The sequence below is a fragment of the Streptomyces sp. NPDC045998 genome (assembly GCF_056430285.1).
Map to the genome: position 1 here is coordinate 2,863 of NZ_JBWKLJ010000018.1, position 21,664 is coordinate 24,526.

Consider the following 21,664-nt stretch of genomic DNA (forward strand, 5'->3'; position numbering starts at 1 on the left):
CCCTCCTACCCCCCCTCCCTTACTTTCTCCTCTCCCCCCCCCCCCCCCCCCCCCGGGCCGCAGACCTCCGCCAGGGCGCCCGCCCCGGCGGGCCCCCACTGGGGCGGAACCGCACACCGAGAAAAGGAGAGAGGCACCCATGCCCACAACCATCGAACTGGCCGACCTCGACCACCTCATCAACGACCTGGACTCCCGGATCACCGAATCCGACCTGCCCAGCGCCAAGGCGCAAACCGAAGGATGCTCCGACCTCTGCACAGTCATCGTCTGCGACACGTTTGCCGCCGTTTGTTACGTCAGCGGTAGCGGCTGAGGGGCTCGGCCGCGTACGTACCGTCGGGCAGCACGGCGTCGGTCAGCTCGAACCTCTCGCGGCGGCCGGTGGGAAGGGTGTGCCGGATGACCGTCCCCGCCGGCCGGGTGCTGACGATCCTGGCGGGGTTGCCGTCCGACGCCAGCGTGCCGGGCAGCGTGTACGTACGGGCCTGCGCGCCGCCCGGGTCGGGGGTGGCCGTGACCGCGCCCGTACGCGCTGCCGTACGTCGACGGCGGACCGCCGCGGCGAGGGCCAGCAGTAGGGCCAGGGCGAGACCGCCGAGAACTTCCGCGAGCGAGTCCGTGATCAGGGCGGTGAACATTCGGGTTGCCTCTTTCGTCTGGGTCGGCTGGGTCGGGCGGAGCGTGGTGCACCGTCAGCCCTTACGTCTCGGGCCGGGCTTCGGACAGCAACGGGTGCGAACGGCACAGTGCGGGAGGGCGGGGTTAGCCCCGCAACCCCCGCCCCAGACCCAGCCAGGAACCGCCCCGACACGATCCTGACGCCACAACAACGGCCCAACTAGCAGGACTTCGGGCTAGTCCGGGCCAAAGGTTCACTCCGCGCGACTAGCCCCAACGGGCGGCACACGCCATTCTCGGCGGCTGATCATGCGCACGGCTGCGGGCCGGTCCCCCAGGGAGCTTTCGGGGGACCGGCCCGTTCGGGGTTTCAGGGCTGGGGCGTCTTGCTGCGCCAGCGCTTGACGGTGCTCGCCCCTACGCCGATGCGCGCGGCCGCCGCACGGCTCGGCAGGTGGCGCGTCGCTGTGATCGCCGCGGCCATCGAGTCGAACCCGGCGGCCCGGGCGCGAGCCTCCAACGCGGCGCGGCGGGCGCGGTTCGCCGCGGGCAGGGCGCGGCGGGCGCCGGCTGCGCGGGCGGCGCGTACGGGCGGCAGGTCGTTGGTGGCGGCGCGGGCGTCGGCTGAGCGCTGCGCCAGGTCGTGCGGCGCGGGCGTTGCGGCCCGCATCCGGTCGATGAGGTCCGGGTCGGCGGTCATCGCGGTCGTCCTGGCCTGCGACAGGGCGCCGCGCACCGTGGGGGCCATCAGCGCGGTGCTGGCGGGCAGGCGGTGTTCGGCGCGGTACTCGGCGGCGGTCATCTGGTGCGCGCGGGCCAGGTGCGGGCCCAGGGAGCGGAACTGGCGGCCGCAGGAGAGGCAGGTCACCATGCCGTCGTGGTCGGCGCCGGAGGGGCGGCGGGAGCGTACGGCGGCGGCCTGCCCGGCGGCCGCCTGGAGGGCGTTCAGGTCCCACAGCAGGGCCCTGCCGCGTACGCGGCAGGCGACCGGGGCGGGCCAGCGGCCGCGCTGCTGCTGCATCACCGCTTTCAGGCTGCCGGGCGCGTAGCCGAGAAGGGGCTCGGCCTCGCGCCGGGTGACGAGACCGGGCGAGGCGTCATCCGGGGTGCGCACGGTCAGCGGCGGCCGTCTTTGATCTGGTAGAGCCGCTCCCGGGACATCCCGGCGGCCCTGGCCATGGCGGTGACGGGCGCTTCGCCCTTCCGCGTGGTCATGGCGGAGCGGATCAGGTCGTTGAACTCGGCGTTGGCGCGCTCGATCACCTCGTCACGGCGCAGCCGCGCATCGGTGATCTCCTGCAAAATGTCGTGCCCCGCGCTGGACGTCGGCTCGTCCGGCACGTTGGAGTTGAGCTGGGCCGCGAGGACGTCCCACTGATCCTCCAGCGGGTAGCCGTCGTCATCGGTGCCGATGTGGGACGCGAGGGCGCCCAAGTCCTCCTTCGTCACCGGCGTGTAGTCGTCGCCGCGCGCGATCACGGCGGCGGGGTTGGGGTCGTCCCACAGTGCTCGCACCTGCTCGGCCGTGATGATCATCGACATGCGAGTGTCCCCTCGTCGGGCGCCACCATGTGTGTAGCGCGCTTGACATCACCATGTCGCGAGAGACCTGGCATGTCAAGCGCGCTACACACATGGTGGTCCGTGCGCCGGACCGTGCCGCGCCGAGCAGCATGTCGTTGTACGCCACATGACGACTGATGCCCCGATGCTCCCGGCCGCCCGTACGGCGGTGCTCGTCCTCGCCGCCGCGCTGATGACCGCCACGGCCGCGTCACCCTCGACCGCGGCGGCCTCGTACGTCGATCAGCGGGTCCGGCAGTGCGTGCCGCTCACCGGGGGCGGGTGCAGCTCGGGCATCGTGGTGGAGTACTGGTACGCGAAGGGGTCGTCCAGTCGCTACGTCGGCTGGGTCTACACCTCCAAAGCCCCGGTGAAGGCGGGCGCCGCGTACTACGCGCAGTGGACCTACAGGGCCCCCGGCCGCGCCGCGAAGATCGGCGGAGAGTGGAAGCGGGCCGTACACAAGGGGGGAGGGAAGTCGCGCCCGTTCGTGGAGACGCACTGGGGGCGCGGCGGGCACACCGGCCCCCGGTACCCGCAGGGAACGCAGATCTGCGCCCAGTACAAGGGCGACAAGCACCGGTCGTGCATCACCCTGAAGTGACCGCCCCCTGAACGCAAAAAAGCGCCCTCCCGGTACCGGGAGGGCGCTTCTCGCATCAGCACACGGACTAGAGATCGGACGGCAGACGCTCCCCGGTCTCGGCGTCGTACGCGGCGCCGGTCGGGGACAGGCGCACCGTGCGGGACTCTGCCCGGGCCCCGTCTCGCCAAGTCTTCCCACCAACCGCTACCCGGACCGTGACATCAGCCAGCGGGTCCGTGACCGGGAGGGCGATCTCGGGGGTCTTACCGATCCAACGGTCCTCTCCTCGGGTGGTGTAGGCGCTCCGGCCGTCGGCATCGAGTCGCAGGTACTTGGTGTTCCGGTCGAAGTAGGACCGCATCGAGATGACGACCTTGTCCCGGTCGCCGTTCCATTGGGCCACCAGGTCGACGCTGGCCCCGTCCATGTGCAGTTCGGCGCCGGACCGGCCCTTGTACGCGGCCGCCTTCTTCTGGCGCTCCTCGCGGTGCTGCTCGGTGGCGCTGCTCTGCCACACACCGGCGGCCGCGATGGAGAGGGCCGCGACAGCTGCGACGTACGGCCAGGTCCGCCGGCGCCGTGCGGGCGGGCCGGACTGTTCCAGCGGTTGCGGTTCGGGGGTGAACGGCTCTGGCTCGGGCCCGCTGTACCACGCTGGCTCCGTCGTGTCGGTCCTCTCGTACCACTGCGGATCCTTGCCCATGCGACTGACGGTAGCGCGCAGCCGTACCCCCTGTTCGGGGTCTCCGCACAGATCCGCCACCCGGGCGCGGGTCACCAGCCACGCCACAACCTCGTCCGAGTTGATGCCGTGGGCGGTGATGTCCTCTCGCTCCCCGATCGCGGCGAGCTGCGCAGCTTCGCTGCACCGCCCTTCCCGCGCGGCCTGGATGGCGTCCTGGTGCCGGGTGTCGACGACGTTGGGCGGCATGTCCCAGTCCCAGCCGTCCGCCTCCTCCTCGACGTCCAGCTCGCCCTCGACGTCCAGCTCCTCCTCGACCGGGGCGGGCTGCTCCTCGGTGTGGCCGTCGTCCCCGTCCTCGACCCAGTCGTCGACGTCCTCCTCCACGGTCGCGTCGTCGCGGACGGCCTGCTGTGCCTGGCGGCGGCGCCGCGAGGTGTCGGTGAGCACCGCCTCCTCCTCGGTGAGAACGGTCTCGACGATGTCCACGTAGTCGGGCCCGACCCTCCACACTGCCTGACCCGGATCGAGCGCCGGGATCACATCTACCGCCCACTGCGGCAGGCCCAGCAGCGCGCCGACCACCGCGGCCTCCTCGGGGCCGAGCCGCCCGATGTGCGCGATCTCGCACAGTCGCGCGAGGTCCTGCGCCTTGCCGTCCCCGAGGTCGGACAGCGTGTGCATCACCACATCGAGCGAAAGCGCAGACTTCCGCGAGTTCTTCAGCAGCCGCTGGATCAACTCGGCGGTGGCCGGGGACAGCAGGATCTGCCACGCCTCTTCGAGCACGAGGTGCCGATGGCGGGCGGTGGACTGGCGCAGCCACACATGCTCTGCCCAGCACGCCACCGCCGCCATCAGGGACGGGATTGCGGGGCTGTTGCGGTCCAGCTTGGTGAAGTCGAAGCTCAAAATGGGCAGGTCGACGGGTGGGAGGGTCGCGTCCTGGCCGTCGAACAGGCCCTGCAGCGACCCTTCGGTGTAGCGGGACAGGGCGATGGCGGGGCGCTCCCCCCACTCGGCCAGCTTCTCGGCCGGCCACCTGCCATCCTCCGGGGTGACGAGCGCGTCTACCACGCCACCTAGTGCGGTGGCTTTCGGGTGGGCCATGGCGTGCTGGAGCGCGTGGGTGGCCTGCGTGGTGAGCGCGTCGGGCTCCACCGCGAGGATGAGCGAGCGCACCAGCTGCTCGCGGACCTCGCGCGGGAACAGCTCGCTGCACGGGTTCAGGGTGAACCGGCCGGCCTCGATGACCAGACCGCCGAGCGAGCGCACGAGCGGCGCCCACTCCCCGGAGGCGTCCTCACCGTACGAGTCGATGACGACGGCCTGGTGACCGTGCTCAAGGATCTCGCGCCTGATCCGCGTCTTCGCGGTCGTGCTCTTGCCGCTGCCGAGTCCGCCCAGCGCCAACGAGTTGGTGGACGGCAGCACCTTCGCTGACGTGAGCACGGGGGAGAGGTGGAACGCACGGGCGTCGAGCATCGAGCGCCCGATCGGGATGCCGGGGAACGCGGCGCTGGAGGCGACCAGCGGCGCGGTGATCGCGGCGTGGGTGGAGGGCAGACGGATCACAGGATCGACCCTTTCCGGGTGGAGGCCCCGTGCGGGGTGGTCATCACGTGGGCGCGGTGCTGCTGGCCGGTGAGCCAGTCCAGCCGGATGCGGTGCCGGTCGGCCGTGAGCGTGGCCTGCCAGCGCAGATCGGTGACGGCCTCGGGGCTGTCGCCCCACACCGTCAGGTAGGCGTCGATGTCGACGAGCGTCGCGCCCTCGACGAGCGCTTCGTGCGTCGTGCCGCTGGCGCGGTGGAGGGCGTCTTGCTTGACCTTGTCGACGGTGAACGCCTCGGTTGCGGCGGTCTGGAGCATGGCGGACCGGCGGGACTGGCGCGCCGGGAGCGGCCGGTACAGGACCGCGAACGACCGGTCCGCGGCGAACAGCGATTCGTCCCGGTCGGTGCGGCCGTCGCCCAGCAGCAGCCGCTGCATCAAACCACCGTCGGTGTCCTCGGGCCATCCGGTGATCCGGGCCGTGGCGCCGTAGCGGCCGTCCTCCGTACCGATCCAGCCGGGCCCGCGCTCCATCACGACAGGCACCGGATCCAGCTCAACCGGCGTCAGCACGCCCAGCCGCGCGAACTCGCCCTCCAACCGGCCCAAGATCCGATCTGACTGCCCCAGCCCCTTGGGCACGTGGACGGAGATGGTCTGCGTGTGCACGGTGTACTCGCGCACGGCGGCGTGGTGGGTGACGTGCACCTGGATCCCGGGCGTGCGGGACTGATTCCCAGCGAACGTCAGCGCCCGGGAGACCGCCTCATGGAACCCCGCCCGGCGCAGCGGGTCCTGCATGGTGCCGTGGTCCGGGTACAGGGTCCACGTCGCGGTAGCTCCCGGCTGCGCAGCCATGGAGGCCGGCGCGGTGCGCTCGCGCAGACGCCGGTAGCCGACGGCCGCCCACCGACCGATCGAGCGCGGCCCCGGCGCGAGGTTGAGCACCGCCGCGGCCGCGCCGACCGCGCCGAACGCCCACAGAGGCGGCGGGTTGATCATCGCGGACGCCAGCACGGCGCCCCCGGCCCCCAAGTTGAGTTTGGTCAGCGTCGACTCGGCGGGGCTGAGCCCGCGCTGGAGGGCGGGAATGCGGTAGCCGGGCGTCAGGGAATACACGGGATCGACTCCTTCGTCTGGTGCGCCGATGCGCCCTGGCCCCGGCGGTCCGCCCCACCGCCAGAGGGTGGGGGCGGACGGCCGGGGCCAGGGGCTGGAGGTACTGCGGGCACTGAGGCTCAGTGCCCGCAGTACGCACGGCTGGTGCTCGTACTCAGCCTCAGCCGGTCAGGGGTTGCCGGACGACGGGCCGGAGCCCGCGCCCGGGTTCCCGGCCGCCCGCGGCGCGGGGCTGGCCGGCTGGCCCCGGCCCTGCGTCGGCGGCCGGACTGCGGCGCGCGCCTGCCGCCGCGCCTCGGTGAGCTGCGCGGTGCGGGACGCGTCCTTCTGGACCTTCGCGATGGTGGACGCGGTCGTCAGCCGACCGGGGTCCCGGCGCTGCTTGATGCCGTACGCGGCCAGCAGCACGCCCCGGTCCTGCGAGACCGCGCGGCCGGGGGTGTCCACGATGCGCGGCTCACGCGGACCGTTCTCCCGCTCGTACACGGTCGGTGCTCCGGCCCGTACGACCGCGAGCGCCACGGGGTGGGTCGTACGGCGCTCCACCACCGACCGCACGGCGCCCGCCACCCTCGGCCCGATGTAGGGCACGCCGTGGGCGATCATGCGCAGCATCAGGGCGTCGGCGGCGAGCAGCAGCACGGCGTCCATGACGATCGCGCCCTTCACGAACGCCACAAGCGGCGCGACCAGCAGCAGCGCGAACGGCGCAAACATCAGCCCCAGCAGACGGTTCGCCCACGCCTTGACGGCGGTGGTGTCGCCCCCGCGCGCCAGCGACGCCAGCACCACGGGCGCCAGGCACACGAATGCCAGGACCCCGAGCTGACGGCACATGAACACCAACATCGCAAAGGCCAGGCCGACGACCAGCGCAGCGATGATGATCAGCCAGGCCAGGGGGTTTGACGAGTCCGCCCCCTTGTCCAGATCAGCACTGATCGTCTTGAAAAGTGTCGACTCGTTGCTGTTGAACGCCGCCGTGAACGCCGCGCTCAAGGCATCGTTCAGCATCATCACCGCCCCCGGGATGGACGCCATCCCGGCCACAGCCGCCAGCGTCCACCCGGTCGAAGCGCCCATCTGCCGCAGGCGGGGAGCGCCCTGCCACGCAGTCAGACCGCACACGACGACCACGCACATGCAGATCGCGACCGCGAGGTGCTGCCCCAGCCACAAGAACGGCGCGTAGAGAGCGCTGTCGGCCTTCTCCGGCGCCCACGCATCTTTCGGCGCGAGTAGCCCATTGATCTTCCCGATGAGGAGCGCGGCCAGGTCCTCTACGAGACCGGACGCGTCCTGGGTGACACCACCGCCAGCGTCGGGCGACCCACCCCCATCAGGCGGGCCGCTGCCGTCGCCGTGGCAGTACTGGTAGCCCGGCGTGCCTTTCAGTAGGTCGCAGGGGTCGTTGTCCTTGTCCGGCACGAGTCATCACCCCTTGGGGCTTGCGGCGGGGGCGCCGTCGGTCACGGTCGCGAACAGCGTGTCGCCGTACAGCGCGAGGACCAGGGCGACGAAGAGCGTGCCCACCGCCATCAGTCCCTTGCGCATGGCGGTCTTGGGGTCGCTGGAGAGCTGGAGCAGCATCCGCACGGCGATGACGGCGATGACGGCCGCGCACCCCTTGGTGACCAGACCGCCACCAGTCAGGCCGATCGTCTCGAAGAAGTCCTTGAATCCGGTGCTGAGGTCCTGGCCGGCCGCGAGGAAGGTGGGCTTGGGCATGCTCAGATCTCCTTGCTGTTGTGGTGTACGGGTCGGGCGACGCCGTACAGGTCGGTCATGGTGTCCATCGGGGAAAAGCGCACTTGAGTTCCGGGTCGGGGCGCGTCGATCATCCACCCGTTACCGACGTAGATGCCGACGTGGTGAATGCTCGCGGCGCTGCGGCCGTAGAAGACCAAATCACCGGGGCGCACATCACCGGGCTTTACCGGCTCGGACGCCGCGTACTGCGCCGCCGCTGTGCGGGGAAGGGAAATACCCGCTTGTGCGTAGGCGTACAGGGTGAGCCCGGAGCAGTCGAATCCCGTGATCGACTTCCCGGAGCTTCCATTCGGTGAGCAGCAGATACCCGTACTGGCGCCCTGTGCGTTTCCTCCACCCCATGAGTACGGGGTGCCGATCTTTTCTTGTGCCGCCTTGATAGCGGTGACCGCCTGCGTCGTCGTCGCGGTATTGCCGCTACCGGACGGCTGGTTGGCGGTTGCGCTTATCGCCCTGACGTAGTTCTGCGTTTCCTTGTAGGGAGGTACGCCGCCGTATCTGCGGACGGCGTCGGGGCCCGCGTTGTAGGCGGCGAGCATGTTGTGCTGTTTGTTTCCGGGGACGTCTTTCACGTCCTCGGCGATGGTGCAGAGGTATTGCGCTGATGACGGGATGGCGTCTTCGGGATCCCACACGTCCCGCTTTCCGTCCCCGTTGCCGTCGATTCCGTGGCGCTCCCACGTGGACGGCATGAACTGCGCGATACCCTGCGCCCCTACCGGCGATTTCGCTTTCGGGTTGAATCCCGATTCCTGCTTGAGCAGCGCGGCGAGCAGATTCGGACTCAGTTCCGGGCAGGCGTTCCCCGCCTCCTCGATGAGCTCCTGGTACTCGGCCGGCACGGACACGCCGAGCGCGGCGCCGACCGGGTCGTTGCCGGCCGCCTGGACGAGCGCGGCCACGACCACGGCCGCGGTGGCTCCCACGCCGATCGTGACGGCTGTAGAGGCACGCAACGTGCGTCCTCCCCCCTTCCCTGCTTGTTCGGCTGTTTGCGCTGGTCAGCGCACCTTTCGGCATCTGCTGGTGATCCGCTGGTGATCCGCTGGCGATCTGCTGGCCAGCGGATCAGCGGGGGGTTCCAGCGGATGCTCAGCGGATGCTCAGCGGTACCTGCTGGCCGCTACAGGTCGGACGTGGCGGCCGCGACCAGGTCGCGCAGCCAGTAGCCGCGCACCACGCCCGTGTCGTCCTTGCCGGGCGTGACTCCGAGCCGCTTGGAAAGTTCCTTGCCGCGGGTTACGGGACTGGTCTCGGTAATTCCGAGGGCCGGGGCTAGTTCGGCGGTCGGGATGAACTCCAACCCCTTGTCGCGCATCAGGTTGATTGCCTGCGTGAGCGGTGATTCCGGCGCCTTTTGGAGATTCTTCTGTTTCCGGGCGCTTACCTCGTCCACGACTTCCCAAATGAATTTGTCCTCGAAGAAGAACCCACGGATGAGAGTGGACGTGCCGCCCGCGAACAAGACCGCTTGACCCGGGATGTTCGGGTTGAGGTGCGTCGGGTCGATCGGTGCGGCCGTAGTGAAGTACGAGTCTCCCAGGGTTACTTTCGCGGTTCCCTGGGATTCCACGTACATGCACACCCGGATTTGGAACTGGTTGCGGACGTTCACCGGGATTGCGTCCTTATCGGGACGCTGGGTCATCATGATGGTGGAGATTTCAGATTCCAGCGACTTGGCGACAAGCTTGCGTGCTTTCTCCGCAATGCGCTGGCTCTTCTCTTTCCCCTTGGGCGTTCCATCGTCGGCAAAGAAGTCGGCTACTTCATCCACGATGAAGAAGACCGGCTTGAACTTCGGTTCCGGCTGTCGGTTCCGGAGCGCTTCCTGCTTCTTGCGGTATCGCTCATTCACGCGGATGTTCAGCTCGTCCACCATGCTTTCGAAGACATCCGGAGAATCGGACGCTTCATAGCGGACGCAAGCATTCTCGAACTTGATGAGCCCGCACAGTTTCCCGTCAAGCAAATACAGATCGAATTCGCCGTAGCCGATGAGCAGGCAGGTAATGAGCCCGTTGACGAGCGTGGTTTTGCCCACCTGAGTCATTCCGCCGAGCAGCAGCGATACCCGGGAGAACGTCGGCACGCCGACCAGTTGGCCCGTCACGTCGTGCCCGAGCGGTACCCCGTTGAATGCCTCGATCTCCTTGCGCGAAGGCGCGGGGAAGGGGCGCGAGAACGGAGGCTCATCGAGCATGAGCAGATGAACGCGCCGTTCGTTGTCGCGGCTTCGCTCCACCTTCACGTGCAGGCGGCTGACACCGAACCAGCCGGCCACGTTCGCGATCCGGGTCTCGACGTCCTTGAACGTGCGGGTCTTGGGCAAGAGGAAGTCGTACTTCTTACCCGTGGACACTGGCGTGACGGTGACTTCCTCGGCCCGGATGACCTCGGCCTTGTCGATGACGCCCGCCGTGACCAGAGCCTCCGTCAGCTCCGGGTGTGCACGAACCTCCTCGGCCCCGTCCGCGGAGGCGAGCGCCTCCTGACTCAGGGCGGCCGTTGCGGCGGCCACGGGCCGTACGTCGCCCGCTAGCAGGCGCTTGACGCCTGTTCGGATCTGCCACGCCAGGTAGCCGAGTAGGACCAGCGTCCCGACGGTGAGCAGTACGGTGACCGGCCAGGACAGGCCTAACCGGTCCTTGATGGCGGCGAGCACGCCGAACACGATCACCAGTCCGCCAAGGGCGCCCGCGCCCTGCGCGTAGGCGTCCTGCTCCTGCTGTTGCTGTCTCTTCTTCCCCACGCCCCCTCCAACTCCTGAGCGCGCAAGCATATCCCGCACGCAAATTTTGGGCGCTGAATTTTCCACTCCGCGGTGCCTGTTGGGCACCTGCGTTCCTACTCAGGTGGTACTCACCGGATCTGCCCCCTGACGTCTGCAACTGCAAACAATTTGATTGCTCGTCAGGTCACGCAGCCGGTGTGAACCCCCTGTCGACCCCTGTTCCGGCAGTCGCGGCCAGGGCCGGTCCGGCGTCACCGGACCGGCCCTCACTGGTGGTGCCGGAGCACATCAGGCGCCCGCGTGGCCCTGGAGCTCCCGGGCCCGCCCGTACACGTCCTGGTAGGCGGCGTGAAGCGGGTCCTTGCTGTAGTCGTAGCCAGACTCGATGAGCGCACCGGCCTCCTTGCGGTAGGTGGAGGCGGCCCCGTTCTGCACGCCCAGCGCCCGCTCGATGTCACCGAGCGGCAGCGCCAGCAGGTCACCGCCCGCGCGGGTGGCGATCATCCAGGCGACGCGCCGCACGCGGCGGTCGCGGTCCGACAGGCTCAGCGCGTCCTCGACCGCGACCGCCCGCAGCTCGGCGCGGCGCGCCTCCTCCAGGGCGTGCTTGGCGCGCTGTTCGCTCAGGGCGGCGGCCTCCTTATCGCGGGCGGCGGCGGCGGCGATGCGCTGCGCCTCGGCCTCCTTGGCGGCGGCGCGGGCAGCGACGTCGGCGGCGCGGTCGGCGGTGAGGGCGGCTTCCTCCTGAGCGCGGGCGGCGGCCCGCGCGTCCTCGGCGGCCTTGCGGCGCAGCGCGGCCGTGCGGGCCGACTCCTCGGCCTCCTCCTCGGCGGCGGCGCGGCGCTCGGCCTCGGTGGCCGCGCGCTCGGCGGCGCTGCGGGCGGCGCCCGCTTCGATGGCGGCCGTGTCGGCGGCGGCGGCCGCGCGGTGCTGGGCGGCCTTGCGCTTGCCCTCGATCTCGGCGCGGAGCATGTCGGCCTCACCGGCCGCCATCAACTCCTCCTTCTCGGCGGCGAGCCGGGCCAGCTTCTCGGCGTGGGCGCGCTCGCGCTCCTCGCGCTCGGCCTGGTGCTGGAGCTCCTGGTTGACGCGCTCGCGCTTGGCCTGCCGCTTGCGCTCATCGAGCCGCATCTGGTCCGGCATCGCCAGGGCCTCCTCGACGCTCACGCCGTACGGGGCCAGCAGGTCGGGCAGGCGGTCCAGAACGGAGACCTGCCCCTCCTCCAGTCCCTCCTCGATCGCCTCACGGTGCTGGAGCCACACCCGGTACACCGCGCGGGCCCGGATCTGCTCACGGGCCTGCGCGTAGGTGCACGGCCACGTCTTGGCGTGCCGGTAGACCTGCCACGTGGTCGCGGGGCGCAGCAGCCAGTCCGCCAGGGTGAGCACGCCCGCATCCGTGCCCGCCTCCAGCCGCGCCGTGCGGGTGATCAGGTGCCGTACGCCCTCGACGGTGAGCACGAACACGACCGGCATCGCGGCGTGGCTGATGAGCCGTCCGGGCTGTTCGCTGAGCGCGGCCCACACATCCGGCCGGCCCGGCGCCGACCCGGCGGCGGCGGTGACGTTCAGCACGATGGTGACGGCCGTCATCAGGTGCGCCGCGCCGCGCAGCAGGGGTTTGGGCATCTGACGCCACACGAGGATCAGATCCATGGCGTAGAAGGCGAGGATCGCGCCGTCGACTCCGGCGGGGAACACCAGGCTTCCCCGGGGGCCGAACCCCCAGCCCCGCGCGGCTTCGACAAGGGTGCCGTAGGACAGGCCGAACCCGGTCAGTGCGGCGACCGTCCCGCCCACCAGGGCTACCACGGCGACGGGCCACAGCAGGGGCGGCATGTCGCGCAGGGCGGGCGGCGTACGGTCCGGCACGGCGCCCTCGGAGTCGGCGTTGGGGGCGGTTGTCTCGGCGGCGGCCGGGGTGGTCACCTCCTCCGCAGCGGGCGCGTCGGGCTGGGGCGCCCGCGCGGCGGGGAGTGTGTCGAGCATGGTCACGGGTGGTCCTCCATCGTGCAGAGCGGGCGGGAAGTCTGGGAGTGCCCCGGGCGGGATCCGATCCCGCAGCATCACGCATGGGCCGGGGCGTCGTCACAGCGGGCTGCGGTCTGATGTGCTGTCAGCTACGGCGGCGGGCGAGGTAGGCGTCCTGGACCCGCGCGAACGCCTCGTAGAGGCGCTGGCCGACGGCACACCGCGCGTGCGGCGTGCACGTGGCGCAGGCCTCGGCGTGCGCGCGGTGGTCGGCTGCGGCCTTCATGTACCGGCCGTACAGGGGATCGGTCACTCGACGCCCCCGAGGGGAAGCGGCTGGACGCGCCAGATCACCTCAGCGGCCGGGGGCATGGCGTCGCCGGGCAGGTGGGCGGTCCACCCGCTCCGCGGCGCCCCCTGCGCCTCCGCGGCGGCCTCCGCCGCGTCGATGCTGGCGTGCACGCTGTGCAGCCGTCCGTGGTGGAACAGCGCGTACACGCGATGGAGCTGCGCCTGCCTGCGGGCGGTCCGCAGCAGGGCCCGCAGGACCGCGCGATCCTCGGTGTCCAGCAGGACCTGAGCGCGCAGGACGGCTAGCTCGCCCTCGGCACGGGCCGCCTCGCGCTCGGCCTCGCGGCGGTCGGCGCGGGCCCGGTCGATTTCACGCTGTTGCATCTCCACCGCGAGCTCGGCCCGGATCGCGGAGTCCGACGCCATGCTCGCCTCGACCTGTGCGTAGTCGCGCTCCTGGCGGGCGGTGTCCAGCTCGGCCCGGAGTTCGGCCAGCGTGCTGGTGCGCACGAGACGGAACATGCCGATCACCGGCCCAACGGCGGCGTGGAGCGGCGGAACGACAGCAGCGGGGGGCGCTCGTGCTCGGGCGCCATCTCGTGGAGCGTGCGGCGCGCACGGCGGCCGGCTAGGCGGGCGCGCCGGTCGCCGTCCGCGACCAGGTGCCGCACCAGCTGGTGGAACGCATCGGTCCCGCCGCGGTTGAGGACGCTGTCGGGGGTTCCGGCCCGGCGCCCGGGCGGGATCATGGTGCGTGTCATGCTGGGCATGTGGGTCTGCCTCTCACTCAGGTGACCTACGAGACAGCCCCGGGGCCCTACACCCTGGGGCTGTCGTACGACGGGGGCGGGCCGGTGCCCAGCCCCGAGCGGCCGTTGGCCGCAGCGCCCCGGGCGGGATTCGATCCCGCAGCATCGCGCACGAACCGGGGCTGGGGTGTACGCGCTACTTGTCGCGCTTGCCGGTCAGGTTGATGCGGACCCGCGACGCCGGGGTGCCGGTCGACGCGGGCATGTCGCGGTCGCGCTTGCCGGTCAGGTTGATCCGAACGCGGCTCTTCTTCGGCTGGTCAGTCATGCGAGTTCCCTTCGGGATCTTGACGCGGCACGTTGGGTGCCGCAGTGCCCCGGACCGGACTCGAACCGGTCTGCTTCCTACGGGGCCCGCGATCTTCACCCTTGTCTCACCTGCGCGTTCGGGTCCTTGTCCGCCCGTGAGAGCGGCATGGGAGAAGGTGCGTGCTGTTGGTCGCGCGGCAGGGTCGGCTTGTCGCAGTTGCCTGATCTATCTCGCTATGGAGTTCAGAAGGAACGGCCGCTGCCTTTCAGGCCGCCATCACGCGCTGCCTGTCCGGGCGGGGGTGGTGCTGTGGGGCCGTGTGCGGCGCCCTCATCCGGCGCCGCCCCGAGGGGCGGTTCCGGGTGGGGGCGCCGGGTCCGAAGACCCGGCGGGGATGGTCCGGGGGCCCGTGCCGCAGTGGCCTGCCCCCGTGGGGGGTGCGCTTCTGCGGCGGGACCCCGAAGGGGTCAGCGGCTGGCGAGGTGCGCGGCGGCAGCCGCCGCGTTCGCTGCCGCCGCGGCGGTCGCTTCCCTTATGCGTGCGGCGGCGACCTCGGCGTCCCGCGCGGCCTGCGCGGCGGCAGCGCGCGCGGCCTCCATCGCGGCGGCAGCGGCTTGGCGCTCGGCGTCGCTCATCACCGCACCCCCGATCCACCGCAGCCGGCGCAGGTGCGCCAGGTGTCGATCCGGGTGCCGTTGGCGCTGAACGTGGTCTCGATGGCGCCCTTCTGGCCGCCGCAGGCGGTACAGGGCTGGGGCTCGTACTGGATGATCACGCCCGCAGGCGTGGCGATACGCTCCATAGGGGTTGCCCTCCTGGTCAGATCAGGTGGGTGATCTCGGGCGGCTGGGGTGTTCCCGCACCCCGGCCGCCGTCGGGGCTGTTCTGCACAGCTCCCCGACCCGCCCGCCCCAGCTCGAATGGGGCGGGCGGACCGAGCACTGCGGCAGCTCAGCCGCGCGACGCGTCGCCGTCGGCGGACGCCCGGAACTGCGCGTCCATCAGCGCCGCCTCGACGTCCGGGTGTTCACCCCGCTCGATGGACGCGTAGACCTCCTCCGCCTCCATGAGCATGCGGTCACGGAACGTCATCTCATCCGCCATGGTTCGTCTCTCCTCAGGTCGTTTCCGCAGGTCAACACATGGAAGCCCCCGTTTCCCTGGTGGGGGTACCGGGTGGCTCCGGGAACAATGTAGAGCACTAGCGCCACCGAGCGCTAGTGGTAGCGACTGATGTCTACTTCGCCTAGGCTCTGAGGTGTGGCGCTGCACGTGAGCGAGCAAGCGCGGACAAAGCATCGGAAAGGGGAAGAGACGAAATGGCTCCGAAGGTCGGATACGCGGAGATTGCGGCGCACTACCGCCAGCAGATCCAGGACGGCGTACTGAAGGCGGGCGACACGATGCCCTCGATGCGGGAGGTAGCCCAGCACTACGGCGTTGCGCAGACGACGGTGAACCGCGCGTTCCGCGTGCTCAAGGCGGAGGGCCTGACACTCCCGAAGGCGGGGGTGGGCACGGTGGTGGCGGGACCGATCAGCAACAACATCGCCGACCGGGTGGCCCTGCACGCCGCCACGGGGTCGGCCCTCGGCGGCGGGGAGAGCTCCCGCATCCTCGAAGTCGGCACGGTCGGTGCTGATGAGCTGGTCGCGCCGCGTCTCGACGTGCCCCCCGGCACGCCCGTGCATGTACGCCGACGGGTGGTGAGCCGCGGCGGCGTACCCGTGCATGTGAGCAGCAGCTACTACCCGGCGTATGTGGTCGGCGTGACGCCGGAGCTGACTGAGCCGGTGTCCACGGGCGGGTCGCGGGAGCTGGCGGCGGAGCGGCTGGGGGTGCCGCAGGACCGCGTCCTCGAAGAGGTCACGTCTCGATACGCCACGCAGGCCGAGAAGACGGCCCTGGGCCTGACGGCCGGCGATGTCGTGGTGACGCAGGTGGTCCGCACCGTGTACCTGGCAGACGACCGGGTGGTCGAAGTCGCCGTCAAGGTGGTCGGGGGAGCTACGCCGCTGCGGTGGACTACGTCCCTGCGCTAGCGGTCGGGCGGCACGCAGACACCATCACCACCAGGTGACCACCCGCCCCGTTGACTGGGCGTAGTCTCATCCGCACCAAACGTTAAAACCCGCCGTTTGAACCCCGGGGCTCTGACCTCCCGGGACGGCGGGTTGACCAAGTCAGGTCTCCGCCGAGTGTACCCATGGGTGCGCTCCGCACGCCGACACTCGCGAGGGAGACCGGAAAGGATCGCCCTCGTGGCGCTCGAACCGCTCCTGTGGGCCATGCACGACAGCCCGGTCAACAACACGACGGACCGGATGATCCTCTGCGGACTGGCCGAGAAGGCCGACGCAGACGGCTGCAACACCTTCCCCAGCCGTAACACGCTCGCTCGCATCGCGCTGTGCGACCCGAAGCACGTACAGCGGCGCCTGGCCGACTTCAGGAAGCGCGGATTGATCAAGCTGGGGGACCAGTCGGCGGCCCGGTACATCCCGGCGCACGTGCGCCCGAAGGTGTACGACCTCATGATCCCGGCGTCCTGGTACGGGCCCGACCGACTCGCGCGGGTCAACGCCGACCGCGCACACCGAGGTCTCCCCCCGCTCACCCCAGAGGACCGGCCGCCGCTGCCTGCCGCGCCGCCGCGCACCGAGCGGTCCGACAAGGGCAAGCCGCGCAAGAAGAAGGAGGGGGGGGACTCACAGTCCCCCCTCCCCGAAGCCAGGGGGGGGGACTGTCAGTCCCCGGTAGGGGGGGACTGTCAATCCCCGGGGGGGGGACTGTCAGTCCCCCAACCCTCCCCTGTAACTCTCCCCTCAACAGAAACCCGGTCCCGTCCGTCCGTCCGTCCGTTGGTGCAGGTAGGTGGGGCGCTCGGGACGGACGGAGGGACGGACGGGGGGGAGCGCCGCGACCAGGACCAGGACGTGCCCCCGGCTGCGGAGGGGGAGACAGGACCGGCGGCGGCTGGCGCCGCGCCGGACAACAGCGGCAGCAACGGGGGGGAGGGTGCCCGGCCGGTGCCGTCTGCCGTCGATCCCTCACCGGGGGTCATGGTGCTGCGTGCGGTGGCGGCGGAGTGCCCGGAGTGGACGATCACGCACGCGCAGTCGCTGCGGGATCAGGGAATGGTGGTCACGGGCATGCTGGAGGCGGGGTTCACCCCTCAGGAGATCCGGCATGCGCTGGTGTCCCGGCCGCTGCCGCAGCCGATGACGCGCACGGTCGCGGCGGTGGTGGGGCGACGGCTCCGGGACCTGATCGCCGTCGGCCCGGCCGGTGAGGTGCCGCTGATCCCCGCACAGTCCGGCCGTGCGCAGCACGACGCGGTCGATGACGCGCCGTCGGTGGTGCTGCCCCCGAGCGTTGAGGAGAAGCTCGCCACGCTGGAGGCCGACGCCGCCGGGCACGGCAAGATGCGCCTGTGCCCGGGCGAGGACGGCATGTGTGGACGACTCGCCGTCCCCGGTAGCGACTTGTGCGGCCGGTGCCTGAACGGCGGCGTCCAGCCGGTGTGCGTTGACGGCTGCGGACGGGCGGTCGTGGCCCCCGGGGCGCAGTGCATCCCCTGCGCCAGCGTGCACGCGCCCGCTACCGAGTTGGGTGACTGCCCGGGCTACGGCGGCGACGGCTGCGGACGGGCGGTTCAGACGGCCGGGCTCTGCGGCCGGTGCAAGATCAAGGCTGAGGCCGCGAAGGCGGCAGCTGACGCCGAGTGGGAAGCCGCGAAGGCAGCAGCCGTTGACGCGGCAAGGGCGGCAGACGCGGAGGGAGCGCCCGTGTAGGGCGCTGTAGAGCGCTCCAGCGGCCTGCGGGCCGCTCCGGCGACCCCGACATCATCCGGGGCGGCGAGCGGCCCGCAGAACGGCGCACAGCCATTCAGCAGAGACTCGGGGGTCGTTGGCGGTCCGTCAGCGCCCGCCCCCTCACCAACCACGCATTCGGAGACCATCATGGGCATCCTTGGCGAAAGCCTCGAAAAGGCCCTGCAAGGGGTATTCACCCGCCCGATCCCGAAGTCGGCCGGCGCCCAGGTGCGCTACCTCGTCCGTCAGGAGAAGGGCAGCACACGGGCGGTGGCGCAGCTCCTCGGCGTCTCGCAGCGGACCGTCGAGCGGTACGTCAAGGGCGAGATCAAGAGGCCTCGGGCCGACCTCGCGGCCCGGATGGCGGCCGAGGTGACCCGGCGTTGGCAGCCGCAGGTCCGCGCCCGGGCGCGGAAGGCCGCAGCGACCACGGGCGGCATCGTGATCGACATCCGGGCGCGGTTCGGCTTCACCGCCGCGCCTGGTACGACCGACGACGCCCGCATGCGGCGGCTCACTCTTGCGCTCCCGCCCGAGCACGCCGCCCGCCTCCTCCAGTCCCAAGAGGCGGGTGCCGCCGAGCAGCAGTTGCGGCAGGTCGCCGCGCAGGCCCTCGGGGAGGTGTACTTCCGCGACGGCGGCCGCCGTGCTCACGGCCTGGACGTGGAGCTCACCGACATCGATTACTGCGAGTTCGGCCTGTAGGCCCGCGGCGCCGCGGCACGCAGACCGGCGTACAGAGCGACCGCGGCGCAGCACGTCGGGGTCGGGTGCCCCTGCACCCGACCCCCAGCTCTACGATGCGCCCGTGACTGATCGACGCGCCCTCGGCCCGGGCCCGGACTCAACTGCGCCGCGCCGCGCCGCGCAGGCCGACCTTGCCGACCTGCCTGCCGTGCCGCTCCCGGACATCGAAGAGCTGCGCCGCCGGGGTGTGCTGGCGGCCCGGCCAGCCGCCGCGGCCGCCACGCAGGCCCGGCGTCCCCGCCCGCTGACGCCGCCGTCGCAGTAGCCGGCTGGGGGAAGACCCGGCAACGGCGCGCCCGTGATCAGGCGTTGGCGGAGTCGATGCTGGTCGGTCCGGCCGGCCCGTCGGTGGGCGGGTGCGCCACCCGCAGGCCCGGCTGCGGCCACTCATACGCCCGCACCGCATCGCGGACGGGCACCTGATACACCGTCCGGCCGTCTGGGTAGCGCTGTCGCGCCTGCACCTCGCAGTACCGCCAGCGCTGCCCGTCCCAGACGTACAACGCGGGCCGGTGCCCCGGCGTCCAGCCCTCCACGACCGGCGCGGGCCCGTCCTGCGGGGACCACGGACGGGACTCGACCGGCACGGGGATATCGCTCACATACTCGACTGTAGGCCCGGCCGTCGTACGGGTCCACGCCGCGCTGGGCCAGGTCGTAGGGACCCGGGGACCCGAAACGGGCCGTCCCCTGGAAGCACCAGGGGACGGCCCGCCAGCCGTACGGAGCCGCTCAGAAGTCGCCCGGGAACCGGGCGTTGAAGCGGGCAGCCCACCCGGCCGGGTCGGGCCTCGGGTCGGGGCCCCCGAAGCTCGCAGCGTCCGCCGTCTGCATCACGATCACGTCCGCGACGCTGCGCTCGGGATGGGCCTGTCGGACGTGGTCGGCTGCGGCCGCCATCAGAGGCGCCACAGGGTCGTCCCCCAGGATGAGGCCGCTGAGACCCGAGCACACCGTGCACCGCATCCATGCAACGGTGATGCCGCTGGTCGAAGCGTGCTGCAGAGTTGTCATACCAGGTCAACGCCGTACGGACGTCGTCGGTAACGACGTACCCACGTTGAGCACCAGCGGCGCGGCCGCGCCGACCCGAGTAACGAGCGCGGGCCAGAACGCTGGGCACCGAGCCTGATCCGCGCACCCCATACCGGCACGGACTGCCGCCGACCCTACCCCCGACTACGCCGAGGGCGGCGGCCGCTCCGTACGCAGCCGCCGCCCTCGGGCGCGCTCGCGAGCGTGCTAGCTAGCACGCTCGCTTGCACGCTCGCCCTCTACTAGCGCCCGGTACTCCGCCGGGTACGCCTGCCGCAGCGCATGCTCGATCACCTCGCGCTTGCTCATGCCCCGCTGCTGCACCACCATCGCGACCAGGTCGTCGAGCAAGGGGACGACCCGGGTGTTGAGCTGGACGAGCGCCTGCGCCCGCCGGCTGGTCCGTGGCGGCAGAGCTTCGGCTGGAGGCGCGGCCGGCGGGCTCGGCGGCCGCGCCGGGTCACCTGAACGCGGTGCGGGTCGCGGCCTCACCCGCGGTTCCGGCCGCTCATCTTCGACGCCGCTCATCGGCTCATCCTCTCCACGACCACCTTGGTGATCTCCGCGTATGCGACAGCCGCAGTCGAGCCTTTGGGGTACTTCCCGTACCACTCACCAGCGGACCGGGCCTCCTTCACAATGCCCAGCCACGGCACGAAAGGCGTGATGAGCAACTCCGGGTAGTTCTCCCGGAACACTTCCACGGCCCGCCGCTCGTCTTTCGTCACGACCGCGCCGCGATAAGCTCCGCCTAGCACTATCCCAATTTCTCGGGGCAGCTCAGCAATTCCGAGTTCGCGACGGTACTCATGAAACTTCTGCACGGTTTCAACCGCGCCGTCTACTCCATCCAGCCCGTCTTCATCCGGCTTTCCCGCATACACAATTCCCGTGCATGCGCTCAAACCGTTCTGAGTGATCATCCCTCCTTGCCGGTTCGGAAAGTCAAAGACCACGAGACCGGCATTCAGCCCCGCGAGACTCTTTCTCACACGCAACTCGGCGTGATCCTCACGCAGCGACTCCTGAGCCGCCTGCGGCCGGAACCCGGACGGGATCACCCGCAGGTTCGCCGGCCAGCCCTTCGCAGGGTTGAGCGGCACAGCCAGCTCTGCCGCCCACCCCTTGACATCGTCCTGTCCCAGGATCGCGGACATGTCCAGCCCCGGTTCCGCCGGCTTGGCCTCCGTCCACTTCGTGGCCGCGCCCCGGGGGTCGAGATCCCCGAGGACCACCAGTTCATCCGGGTGCGCCTCCGCGTACGACACGGCAATAGACACCGCCGTCGCCGTCTTCGTTGCGCCGCCCGTCTCCGAGTAGCTGCCCACCACGGGCATGTCAGTCATGCGCCGGATCTTAGCCCCACCCCACCCACTCGCCCTCTACCTACCTATCTACCTAGATAGCTAGCGAGGTAGATAGGTAGCTAGCTAGCTAGGTAGGTAGCTAGTTAGCTAGCTCGCAAGCAACGCGGCGGCACCCGCGGAGGAGCCCATGCCCGCCGAGAAGCCCCTCCGCCGCGCCCATGAGGCGTCACCCACCGCCCAAGAAGCGCCGCCCCACGCTCGTGAGGCGGGCCCTTGCGCTCATGAACCCCTCCGCCGCGCCCGCGAGGGCCGCCCCCGCGCGCCGCGCTCAGCACCCGGCAACCACGCTCACGCCGTTCATTCCGTCCCCCGCACCGAATTCCACCGGAGAGGCAAATACGCTGCGCCTAAGAGGCAAATACGTCCAGCCGAACAGATCGGCGTTCCAGCGGCTCTATGAATAACGCGGGGCCGCCCGCGCTCCCCAAGCACGGGCGGCCCCGATACGCAGCTTTCTATATACGCTCTCTCACGCCAGAGAAGCGCAAGAAGTGTCACTCACCGAATACGCCCGCCCGCCGGAGCGCACGCACCAGGGACAATGCCAAATCCTCCGACTCAAAGTCCTCTGGGTCCACTTCCTCGAAGAAGGCATCAATGCTTTCCGTTAGAACGGCTACGGCTTTCGCGTCTCGCTCAATCATGTGCTTGCCCCTCCAACCCCCGCCGGGGGGTCCGTCTCTTCCGGTCGCTCTACACAGTGCCCAGTTGTGATGCACGGGGAGCTCTACCGGGTGGTCGTCCTAGGACG

General features: G+C 70.7%; 27 protein-coding genes. 6 read left to right on the forward strand and 21 right to left on the reverse strand.

What is annotated here, in order from left to right:
• Positions 1 to 139 precede the first annotated feature (139 nt).
• Entirely contained in the window at positions 140 to 316 is a 177-nt protein-coding gene (locus tag AC07FJ_RS33260; RefSeq protein WP_479052904.1) for a hypothetical protein, read from the forward strand.
• On the opposite strand, the gene AC07FJ_RS33265 is transcribed toward AC07FJ_RS33260, so the two are convergent.
• The 3 genes from AC07FJ_RS33265 to AC07FJ_RS33275 all read right to left on the reverse strand — a co-directional run bounded on the left by AC07FJ_RS33265 (position 300) and on the right by AC07FJ_RS33275 (position 2,163).
• Positions 300 to 641: a hypothetical protein gene (locus AC07FJ_RS33265; RefSeq protein ID WP_479052905.1), complete on the reverse strand. Its 342-nt coding sequence runs from the start codon at positions 639 to 641 to the stop codon at positions 300 to 302. The two genes, AC07FJ_RS33260 and AC07FJ_RS33265, sit on opposite strands and share 17 nt — an antisense overlap.
• 350 nt (positions 642 to 991) lie before the next feature.
• Positions 992 to 1,735 (reverse strand): MucR family transcriptional regulator, encoded by a 744-nt coding sequence (locus tag AC07FJ_RS33270; protein WP_479052906.1) that lies wholly within the window; start codon positions 1,733 to 1,735, stop codon positions 992 to 994.
• A 2-nt stretch (positions 1,736 to 1,737) separates the two neighbouring features.
• Positions 1,738 to 2,163 (reverse strand): hypothetical protein, encoded by a 426-nt coding sequence (locus tag AC07FJ_RS33275; RefSeq protein WP_479052907.1) that lies wholly within the window; start codon positions 2,161 to 2,163, stop codon positions 1,738 to 1,740.
• 148 nt (positions 2,164 to 2,311) lie between these two features.
• On the opposite strand from AC07FJ_RS33275, the gene AC07FJ_RS33280 reads away from it, so the two are divergent.
• A complete protein-coding gene (locus tag AC07FJ_RS33280) occupies positions 2,312 to 2,788 on the forward strand; it encodes a hypothetical protein (RefSeq protein WP_479052908.1) in 477 nt (158 codons plus the stop codon).
• A gap of 67 nt (positions 2,789 to 2,855) precedes the next feature.
• On the opposite strand, the gene AC07FJ_RS33285 is transcribed toward AC07FJ_RS33280, so the two are convergent.
• From AC07FJ_RS33285 to AC07FJ_RS33350, 14 genes are all read right to left on the reverse strand, one after another.
• A complete protein-coding gene (locus AC07FJ_RS33285; protein WP_479052909.1) occupies positions 2,856 to 5,027 on the reverse strand; it encodes a hypothetical protein in 2,172 nt (723 codons plus the stop codon).
• Complete coding sequence (locus AC07FJ_RS33290) at positions 5,024 to 6,124, reverse strand: hypothetical protein (protein WP_479052910.1); 1,101 nt, start codon at positions 6,122 to 6,124, stop codon at positions 5,024 to 5,026. The genes AC07FJ_RS33285 and AC07FJ_RS33290 overlap by 4 nt, the downstream gene beginning before the upstream one ends.
• A gap of 168 nt (positions 6,125 to 6,292) precedes the next feature.
• Entirely contained in the window at positions 6,293 to 7,552 is a 1,260-nt protein-coding gene (locus AC07FJ_RS33295; protein ID WP_479052911.1) for a hypothetical protein, read from the reverse strand.
• 6 nt (positions 7,553 to 7,558) lie between these two features.
• Positions 7,559 to 7,852 carry a hypothetical protein gene (locus AC07FJ_RS33300; protein WP_479052912.1) on the reverse strand — a complete coding sequence of 98 codons (294 nt, stop codon included), beginning with the start codon at positions 7,850 to 7,852 and terminating at the stop codon, positions 7,559 to 7,561.
• 2 nt (positions 7,853 to 7,854) lie between these two features.
• Positions 7,855 to 8,826, reverse strand: a complete 972-nt coding sequence (locus AC07FJ_RS33305; RefSeq protein ID WP_479052929.1) for a C40 family peptidase — start codon at positions 8,824 to 8,826, stop codon at positions 7,855 to 7,857.
• A 191-nt stretch (positions 8,827 to 9,017) separates the two neighbouring features.
• Positions 9,018 to 10,646 carry a hypothetical protein gene (locus AC07FJ_RS33310; RefSeq protein ID WP_479052913.1) on the reverse strand — a complete coding sequence of 543 codons (1,629 nt, stop codon included), beginning with the start codon at positions 10,644 to 10,646 and terminating at the stop codon, positions 9,018 to 9,020.
• Between the two features lie 270 nt (positions 10,647 to 10,916).
• Entirely contained in the window at positions 10,917 to 12,617 is a 1,701-nt protein-coding gene (locus AC07FJ_RS33315; RefSeq protein WP_479052930.1) for a DUF2637 domain-containing protein, read from the reverse strand.
• Between the two features lie 127 nt (positions 12,618 to 12,744).
• Positions 12,745 to 12,912, reverse strand: coding sequence for a hypothetical protein (locus AC07FJ_RS33320; protein WP_479052914.1), 168 nt, complete (start codon positions 12,910 to 12,912; stop codon positions 12,745 to 12,747).
• Positions 12,909 to 13,400, reverse strand: coding sequence for a hypothetical protein (locus AC07FJ_RS33325; RefSeq protein ID WP_479052915.1), 492 nt, complete (start codon positions 13,398 to 13,400; stop codon positions 12,909 to 12,911). The genes AC07FJ_RS33320 and AC07FJ_RS33325 overlap by 4 nt, the downstream gene beginning before the upstream one ends.
• 17 nt (positions 13,401 to 13,417) lie before the next feature.
• Positions 13,418 to 13,651 carry a hypothetical protein gene (locus AC07FJ_RS33330; protein ID WP_479052916.1) on the reverse strand — a complete coding sequence of 78 codons (234 nt, stop codon included), beginning with the start codon at positions 13,649 to 13,651 and terminating at the stop codon, positions 13,418 to 13,420.
• A 184-nt stretch (positions 13,652 to 13,835) separates the two neighbouring features.
• Positions 13,836 to 13,967, reverse strand: coding sequence for a hypothetical protein (locus AC07FJ_RS33335; protein WP_479052917.1), 132 nt, complete (start codon positions 13,965 to 13,967; stop codon positions 13,836 to 13,838).
• Between the two features lie 449 nt (positions 13,968 to 14,416).
• The gene (locus AC07FJ_RS33340; protein ID WP_479052918.1) at positions 14,417 to 14,584 is read right to left on the reverse strand and encodes a hypothetical protein; all 168 of its coding nucleotides are present in this window, start codon (positions 14,582 to 14,584) and stop codon (positions 14,417 to 14,419) included.
• Positions 14,584 to 14,751: a hypothetical protein gene (locus tag AC07FJ_RS33345; RefSeq protein ID WP_479052919.1), complete on the reverse strand. Its 168-nt coding sequence runs from the start codon at positions 14,749 to 14,751 to the stop codon at positions 14,584 to 14,586. The genes AC07FJ_RS33340 and AC07FJ_RS33345 overlap by 1 nt, the downstream gene beginning before the upstream one ends.
• Before the next feature lie 149 nt (positions 14,752 to 14,900).
• Positions 14,901 to 15,053, reverse strand: a complete 153-nt coding sequence (locus AC07FJ_RS33350; RefSeq protein ID WP_479052920.1) for a hypothetical protein — start codon at positions 15,051 to 15,053, stop codon at positions 14,901 to 14,903.
• A gap of 215 nt (positions 15,054 to 15,268) precedes the next feature.
• Between AC07FJ_RS33350 and AC07FJ_RS33355 the strand changes: the two genes are divergently transcribed.
• From AC07FJ_RS33355 to AC07FJ_RS33370, 4 genes are all read left to right on the forward strand, one after another.
• The gene (locus AC07FJ_RS33355) at positions 15,269 to 15,991 is read left to right on the forward strand and encodes a GntR family transcriptional regulator (RefSeq protein WP_479052921.1); all 723 of its coding nucleotides are present in this window, start codon (positions 15,269 to 15,271) and stop codon (positions 15,989 to 15,991) included.
• Positions 15,992 to 17,011: 1,020 nt separating this feature from the next.
• Positions 17,012 to 17,743 (forward strand): hypothetical protein, encoded by a 732-nt coding sequence (locus AC07FJ_RS33360; RefSeq protein WP_479052922.1) that lies wholly within the window; start codon positions 17,012 to 17,014, stop codon positions 17,741 to 17,743.
• Positions 17,744 to 17,911: 168 nt separating this feature from the next.
• Complete coding sequence (gene tpg, locus AC07FJ_RS33365; RefSeq protein WP_479052923.1) at positions 17,912 to 18,469, forward strand: telomere-protecting terminal protein Tpg; 558 nt, start codon at positions 17,912 to 17,914, stop codon at positions 18,467 to 18,469.
• A 103-nt stretch (positions 18,470 to 18,572) separates the two neighbouring features.
• Positions 18,573 to 18,776 (forward strand): hypothetical protein, encoded by a 204-nt coding sequence (locus tag AC07FJ_RS33370; RefSeq protein ID WP_479052924.1) that lies wholly within the window; start codon positions 18,573 to 18,575, stop codon positions 18,774 to 18,776.
• Positions 18,777 to 18,813: 37 nt separating this feature from the next.
• Here the strand turns inward: AC07FJ_RS33370 and AC07FJ_RS33375 are convergent, their stop codons facing one another.
• From AC07FJ_RS33375 to AC07FJ_RS33390, 4 genes are all read right to left on the reverse strand, one after another.
• Complete coding sequence (locus AC07FJ_RS33375; protein WP_479052925.1) at positions 18,814 to 19,113, reverse strand: hypothetical protein; 300 nt, start codon at positions 19,111 to 19,113, stop codon at positions 18,814 to 18,816.
• 130 nt (positions 19,114 to 19,243) lie between these two features.
• Positions 19,244 to 19,411, reverse strand: coding sequence for a hypothetical protein (locus tag AC07FJ_RS33380; protein ID WP_479052926.1), 168 nt, complete (start codon positions 19,409 to 19,411; stop codon positions 19,244 to 19,246).
• A 342-nt stretch (positions 19,412 to 19,753) separates the two neighbouring features.
• Entirely contained in the window at positions 19,754 to 20,074 is a 321-nt protein-coding gene (locus AC07FJ_RS33385; RefSeq protein WP_479052927.1) for a hypothetical protein, read from the reverse strand.
• Positions 20,071 to 20,892 carry a ParA family protein gene (locus AC07FJ_RS33390; RefSeq protein WP_479052928.1) on the reverse strand — a complete coding sequence of 274 codons (822 nt, stop codon included), beginning with the start codon at positions 20,890 to 20,892 and terminating at the stop codon, positions 20,071 to 20,073. Before AC07FJ_RS33390 ends, AC07FJ_RS33385 begins: the two co-directional genes overlap by 4 nt.
• Positions 20,893 to 21,664: the final 772 nt, after the last annotated feature.